Here is a 5815-nt window from a genome sequence, read left to right as displayed (position 1 = left end):
GGGCCCGGCCGTGTCGCGCAACTTCCACGCCAGGAGTTCCAAGATGTTTCGGACGAAGGAGAAAGATCTTGGAACTCCGGAGCCGGCGCAGAACCTGCGCCTTGGAGCCGGGCCTTGATGCAGGTTGCGCGGCGCGGGTGGGTCTGCTGCGCTCTGGGCACTGGAATGCCGTGGGGGAGCCCGACTCACGGCAACGCGGTGCTCGACGCCCCCTGCCCATCCGGCCTCCGACGCCGATCGGCAACACCCTTGGCCCGGAGCTTCGGCTGGTGCACGACGCCGGTCGTCCCGCGCTCGACGGCAATAGACTGCCACCGCCGTACGGTCAGCCGGCCGGGGCGGCGTAGAGCACCGCCGCCCCGGCGCGGGCGTGTCACACGTACTCGGCGGAGTCCCCCCGGGACTGGGGGAGCATGTCCCGGGTGTCGAGAATCTTGTCGCGCACGGTCTCCGGCGGGATGCCCAGGTTGAGGCAGTCCCGGATGAGCTCGGCCATCGAATAGGAGGGCGTGACCTGGCGGCACCGGTCGAGCGCGATCCTGGCCAGGCTCCCGTTCCCGTTGATGTAGGCGAGGAAGGCCAGCAGCGCCGCCGGCGCGGCGGCGTACTCGCCTACCGCACGGCGGGTGACGTCCAGCCACAGCCGCAGCTGTTGCTGCGGGTCCAGGCCGGGGATCCGCACCCATGCCTCGTCGCGAACCCGGATGTGGGTGAGGACGATCGACAGTCGTGCCACCTCATGGTCGGTGAGCCTGCGGTCCTGGCCGATGAGCGAGCCGACCAGCGGCAGCCCTACCTCAACCAGCAGCGAGGAGGACGGCCCGGCGTGCAGCAGGTCCTGCTCGGCGCGCTCGGTCTCGGCCACCATCCACACCCGATCCTCACCCTCGACCGGCGTCAGGATCGCCGCCATCTCCTCGCGGCTGCCGTAGGCGACCAATCCCGCGAAGGTGGCCTGCGCGGCGAGGCGGGAGGTCTCGACGTCGTACGGCGTTCCCTCCGGAGGGCAGCACTCCAGGTTGGCGCACATCAGGGACCACCACCGGCCCCCGTCCACGCGCAGGACGTCGGTGACCGTGACGAGGTCCTGCAACGCGTCCTGAACCTCGGCCAGGAGGGGAACCACCCTCTCCCGTGGCCCGTAGCCGAGGAGGATCGCCGCGTCGGCGTCGTTGCGGATCAGGAGACCGGACAACTGCATCAGCAGGTCGCTGTAGTGCTCGGGGCCCACCAGATCCAGGCGGAACGCGAAGCTGCGCTCCCCGCCGTGACCGAGGACCACCAGGGAATCGTGGGGATGGAAGCCCAGCAGGTAGGGAGTGACGGCGACGGCGTCGGACGGGCAGGTGATGAGGAGCTTGTCGGGCGGGTTCATAGCGATGTCCTTCCAGACACGAAAGGGCGCGCGGGCAGAGCCGGCAAAGGTGGGAGAACGGCCCGGCGCGTTATGGCGACCGGGCCGCAGAGGACGGGGACCGCCCGCCCCGGGCGGCTGCGGCCGCCCGGGGCGACGGCTGGTCAGGACGCGACGCTCACACCGGCGAGGACATCGCTGCTCTCGGGAGTCTGGACCGTGACGTGGCGGATCTTCTCCAGGGTGAAGACGGCGCTGCCGGAGATCCACTCGCGCTGCTTGTTCTGCCAGGGCTTCTCGACCCGGACGTTGTCGGCGATGATCTCGACGAAGGCGCCCATCTGGTAGTCGCGGATCAGGCGCTCGGCCATCACCGTGTCGTAGGTGACGACCTTGACGCGGGTTTCGGCGGTGGTGGGGATGCCGACGGAGTTGTAGAAGCGGCGGGTGACCAGGACCCGCAGGTCGCAGCCGACCCCCTCGCGCAGGGAGAACGTGCGGGGCGCGGCGATGAGGTGGCCGACGATGTGAGCGGACAGCTGGCTGTTCATGGGATCCTCCCGGTTCCTGCCGGGACGGGTCGGCCGCCGTGCTGGCGGCCTGGGGTCGTCTGCCCCTTCCCGGCAGCAGGCGCCCGCGACGCACGCCCGCCGGGACGCAACCGAGCGGTCCCCGGGCCGCCAAGATGTTTTCCGACGAAGGAGGAAAAGATCTCTGGCCGGCCGGGGATGAGCGCAGCGAAAGCCCGGTTGCGGCTACGGCCAGTGCGGCGCAGACTGCAAGGCCGGGATCAGGGAGCAGGCAGACCCACCAGCACAGGCGGCGTGAACGCCCACCTCAGAACCCCCGGGGCGATCCCACAGCCAGATACCGCAACCCTCATGATCAGCCACCGCAACGTGACGACCGGCCTCATCGATCGCAAGCGTCGTCTCGGCTTCGGGAACCGGGCGTCCATTGGCCGCTGCTGCGCTGGTGGTGGTCGCCTCGCCGAACGACCCACAATGACCAGCCCGTCACAGGTGAACGCCGCGCGCATTGAGCGTCGGGGGTGTGCCGTCGTCGCGGCCAGCGGCGTGGTGGGGCATCCGCAGCTCAAGCCAGCCTGGGAGGGTGGTCAGATGCTGCCCGGATTGCTCGTCCACGGACTGCACCGTGGTGCCGGTGATGCGGCCGCGGTCGGTCACGAGCGTCTCCAGGGGTTTTCCACGGGATCGAACAGCCCTGGCGGGATCACCTCGGCCAGCGGCTCGTTCCTGGCCGCCGCCGGGAATGCCTCAGGTTCGGCGGGGTGGCTGGTTCCGGGAGCGAGACGGGGGGTGCTGGCGGCGGCGCGGGTGCGGGCCGTGACCCGCCGGTCGCGCGCGATGCGCCGGGCGTTGGGCCTGTCCGGTTACTCGGGTCCGGTGTTGGCTTGGCCAGCAGGGCGGCGACCGCGTCGGCGATTTCGGCCTCGGTGGCCTCATACGCGGTTGGTGTTCCTCGGTGCAGGGTTTCGCCTCGGGCTTCCTTCCCACTCCGCCTCGCAGCGACGCGGTTGCCTCCGGCTCGGAGTCAGCACCGCCTCTTCCTCCAGGGGACTTCCGCTTCCAAGGCAATCGCCCATGCCGGGTGTACCGCAGAAGGGCCCGTGACGATCGTCACGGGCCCTTCACGTCCCAGTGCTACGCGTCGGTCAAGCCGTCAGCCTTGACGCCGGCCACGAACGTGGCCCACGCCTCGCCCGAGAGCACCAGTGCGGGGCCGATGTTCTTGCTGTCCCGCACGCCCGTGTACCCCCTGGACAGGCGGGCCACCTCCACGCAGTCGCCGCCGCTGCCCCCCGAGTGAGAGGACTTAGTCCAGTTCGCTGTCTTGAGTTCGTCGCTGTGACTCATGGACTTCTCGTATCTCCCGAATCCGCTCAATGGAACTTCGCCCGGGAAGGGCCTCGGCTCGGAGCATCTCGTATCTCATGCGATGGAGTCGGACCTCTTCCACACGTTCTACGAGTTGCCCGCTTCCGACAGCCTCGATGTATACCGTATCGGCCCCGCCGGGGATCTGTGCCATCACAAATCCGCCTTCCAGCCCTGCGGTGACATACGAGCTGTAGGGCAGGATGTGGATCGTGATGTGCGGTGTCCTGGCGAGTTCTTCCAGCCTTCTGAGCTGGCCGATCAGAGTCTCTGGGCTCCCTACGACGCGATGCAGGACGCCCTCGTCCAGGATCACCCAGTACATCGGGGGCTCCGGGCGATCAAAGATCTTCTGCCGCACCATGCGGGCTGCGACTTGCTCCTCCACCACGTCCGAGGTCGGTCGAGGCTCTCCCAGGAAGATCGCCCTCGCGTAGTCCTCTGTCTGGAGGAGCCCAGGTACCACCAGCGGTTGCCAGGCATGGAGAACCGTCGCCTCGCGCTCCAACTCCAGCCACGGCCGGAACCACGTTGGCGTCGCCGAGTGGTAGGCGAAGGGCCAGAGCCGGATCAGAGCACCTTCGAGTTCGAGTGCCTCATCGACGGCGACGGCGAACTCCCTAGTCGGTGGGCGTCTGGCGGTCTCCACCGCACTGATCAGCGGGACCGAGAACCCGATGCGTCCGCCAAGCTGTTCTTGGGACAAGCCCGCTGCCTTCCGATAACGGCGCAGTTCAAATGCGAATAATGCGCGTGGACTATCCTCAGGGTTGAGCTCGACGGACTTCGGCATGGCCAGGCCCCCTGTGTTTCTACAGGCGTTTCTACAGATTCTGTCCACATGTTGAAGAACTAAATGGCCTACCGAGCGTAGCCAGTCATCGGCATGCTTGGAAGCCCCAAGCAATCGAGAGAGTGGTAGTAGGCCATGGCTCCGGAGCTCGAACTACCCAAAAGGATTCCGCGCCAGCAAAGACGCCCGATTCAGCCTGATCAGGCGCAAATCGCCCTGAAAGGGGCCAGTGACCTTCAGCTGGCGCTCATGGATTACGACATCGAGTCGACCGTCTACTCGGGGGCCGGTATCGCGATGGTCTTCCTGGGAGACGACCTGATCGTCTGGACGGACGCCGAGGTCGGGTTCATGTGGTGGGGCGGCCACATGATCAGCCGCCACCGTCGCAAGTACTCCTTCAGCCCTCTCACCGACATCACCTCAACAGCTCAGAGGGTCGCCATGCGCTTCGCCGAGACGTACGCGACCCATGAGCACGCGTTGACCATCGCCCGAAAGCTGACCGAGGTCAGCTCCCAAGACCCGCTGAGCATCAGCGGTCATGCGATCTTCAGGGGTGATCGCACGACGCTGATAGCGCCCGTCTGATGTACGCCGGCCTTTCGTGGGCAGCCTCGAACCTGCCGGCCAGTCCAGCCATCCACGAGGCCGCACGCGCAGCCTGCGCGGTAGTTCGCCGAAGCGTGGAACTGGAGCGACCTCGCGCGCCACGCAAGGGTCACTTCCACGTCTGGGCCACCTGGGGCCTCGGTCGTGACGACATCGACGGAATCCTCCAGATGACCGGAGAGCCGCCGCTCACCGACGAAGAATGGGATCTGGCGAATGAACTCTGGCGAGCCGGTTACGGCGACACTCGCGACCGCCGGACCGGTGTCGGCGACGCGAGCGGCCACGGACGTCGAGAACCTGAAGACCATCGCCCGTGAGCTGGGTTCGTCGCTAAAGGTGAATCTCCGTGAGCCGGAACCCGTCGAGGGTCGGGCGCTCCTAGCGTCGCCGAAGTTTCAGACGCCAGAGCTCCAGATCCTTGGAGGTGACCAGGCGATTTGGGCGACCGTGGTCATCCGTGACTTCCCCGACACGCAGGACGTGACGTTCTTCGTCGTATCGCGGATGGACGTCAACGTGGTCCCGATTCGCTGGCCGCTGCGTGAGGTCGGCGAGGTCGTCTCCTTCCTCCGGGGCCGCGAAGTGATCCGGCAGCGGCAGGCCCAGTTCCTCTAGGCCTCGCTGGCCCCTCTGTGCCCACCCGAAGGCTTACCAGACGACCCCTCGTGCACGAACAGCGATCGTGAGGCGAGGCCGTACGCGGGCGAACGAGGGAGGCAACGCATACCGGGCGTGCCGGGGGCGGGCGAGCGAAGCGAGAGCGCCGGTTGCGTGGACGACCGCGCCCGCGAGGCTACGAGCCCAAGACCACGGCCTGAAGGACGAATTGTGGCCGCTTGCCGGTGTGCTGCGGCACCCCGGCTCCCCCTGATCGGGCGGCTCGCTCAGTCCGCCGGTGAATCGAAAGGGACGGGAGGAGGTGGGAGAGGGCGCGGTCACCAGATCACCTCTTGAGAAGGCTCCGGATTCGGCGGTCGCATCCAGCCGTAGCCCTTCTTGGCCTCGGGGGACGGTTTGGCCAGCACCAGCCAGTCGCACGCGGTCACCACCTGGCCGGGCTGACCTCCCTGGTCCCGGACCCGGAAGTAGGGGTCGAAGACGTCCGGCTCCTTGGGGCGGGGGTTGTAGGAGATGCAGGTCAGGCCGCGCAGGGAC

8 protein-coding genes are annotated in these 5815 nt (G+C 67.5%); 2 read left to right on the top strand and 6 right to left on the bottom strand.

What is annotated here, in order from left to right; all coding sequences use genetic code 11:
* Nucleotides 1-373 precede the first annotated feature (373 nt).
* The 5 genes from AB0M95_RS40550 to AB0M95_RS40530 form a co-directional block, all read right to left on the bottom strand.
* On the bottom strand, nucleotides 374-1375 hold the full coding sequence (locus tag AB0M95_RS40550; protein ID WP_358526125.1) for a DUF4192 domain-containing protein: 1002 nt from the start codon (nucleotides 1373-1375) through the stop codon (nucleotides 374-376).
* A gap of 143 nt (nucleotides 1376-1518) precedes the next feature.
* Nucleotides 1519-1905, bottom strand: coding sequence for a hypothetical protein (locus tag AB0M95_RS40545; protein ID WP_358526123.1), 387 nt, complete (start codon nucleotides 1903-1905; stop codon nucleotides 1519-1521).
* 465 nt (nucleotides 1906-2370) lie between these two features.
* Nucleotides 2371-2541, bottom strand: coding sequence for a hypothetical protein (locus AB0M95_RS40540; protein WP_358526122.1), 171 nt, complete (start codon nucleotides 2539-2541; stop codon nucleotides 2371-2373).
* A gap of 477 nt (nucleotides 2542-3018) precedes the next feature.
* The gene (locus AB0M95_RS40535) at nucleotides 3019-3231 is read right to left on the bottom strand and encodes a DUF397 domain-containing protein (RefSeq protein ID WP_358526120.1); all 213 of its coding nucleotides are present in this window, start codon (nucleotides 3229-3231) and stop codon (nucleotides 3019-3021) included.
* Entirely contained in the window at nucleotides 3191-4045 is an 855-nt protein-coding gene (locus AB0M95_RS40530) for a helix-turn-helix transcriptional regulator (RefSeq protein ID WP_358526119.1), read from the bottom strand. Before AB0M95_RS40530 ends, AB0M95_RS40535 begins: the two co-directional genes overlap by 41 nt.
* Nucleotides 4046-4294: 249 nt before the next feature.
* Between AB0M95_RS40530 and AB0M95_RS40525 the strand changes: the two genes are divergently transcribed.
* Complete coding sequence (locus AB0M95_RS40525) at nucleotides 4295-4636, top strand: hypothetical protein (RefSeq protein ID WP_358526117.1); 342 nt, start codon at nucleotides 4295-4297, stop codon at nucleotides 4634-4636.
* Nucleotides 4637-4873: 237 nt separating this feature from the next.
* On the top strand, nucleotides 4874-5275 hold the full coding sequence (locus AB0M95_RS40520) for a hypothetical protein (RefSeq protein ID WP_358526116.1): 402 nt from the start codon (nucleotides 4874-4876) through the stop codon (nucleotides 5273-5275).
* A 320-nt stretch (nucleotides 5276-5595) separates the two neighbouring features.
* On the opposite strand, the gene AB0M95_RS40515 is transcribed toward AB0M95_RS40520, so the two are convergent.
* The coding region (locus AB0M95_RS40515) for a hypothetical protein (RefSeq protein WP_363776970.1) at nucleotides 5596-5815 on the bottom strand (220 nt) is incomplete at its 5' end.

Source organism: Sphaerisporangium sp. NPDC051017 (genome assembly GCF_040683095.1).
In the GTDB taxonomy this organism is placed as follows: Bacteria; Actinomycetota; Actinomycetes; order Streptosporangiales; family Streptosporangiaceae; genus Sphaerisporangium.
Note: the sequence above shows the minus strand (reverse complement) of the source record. Positions and strands in the feature narration are given on the sequence as shown.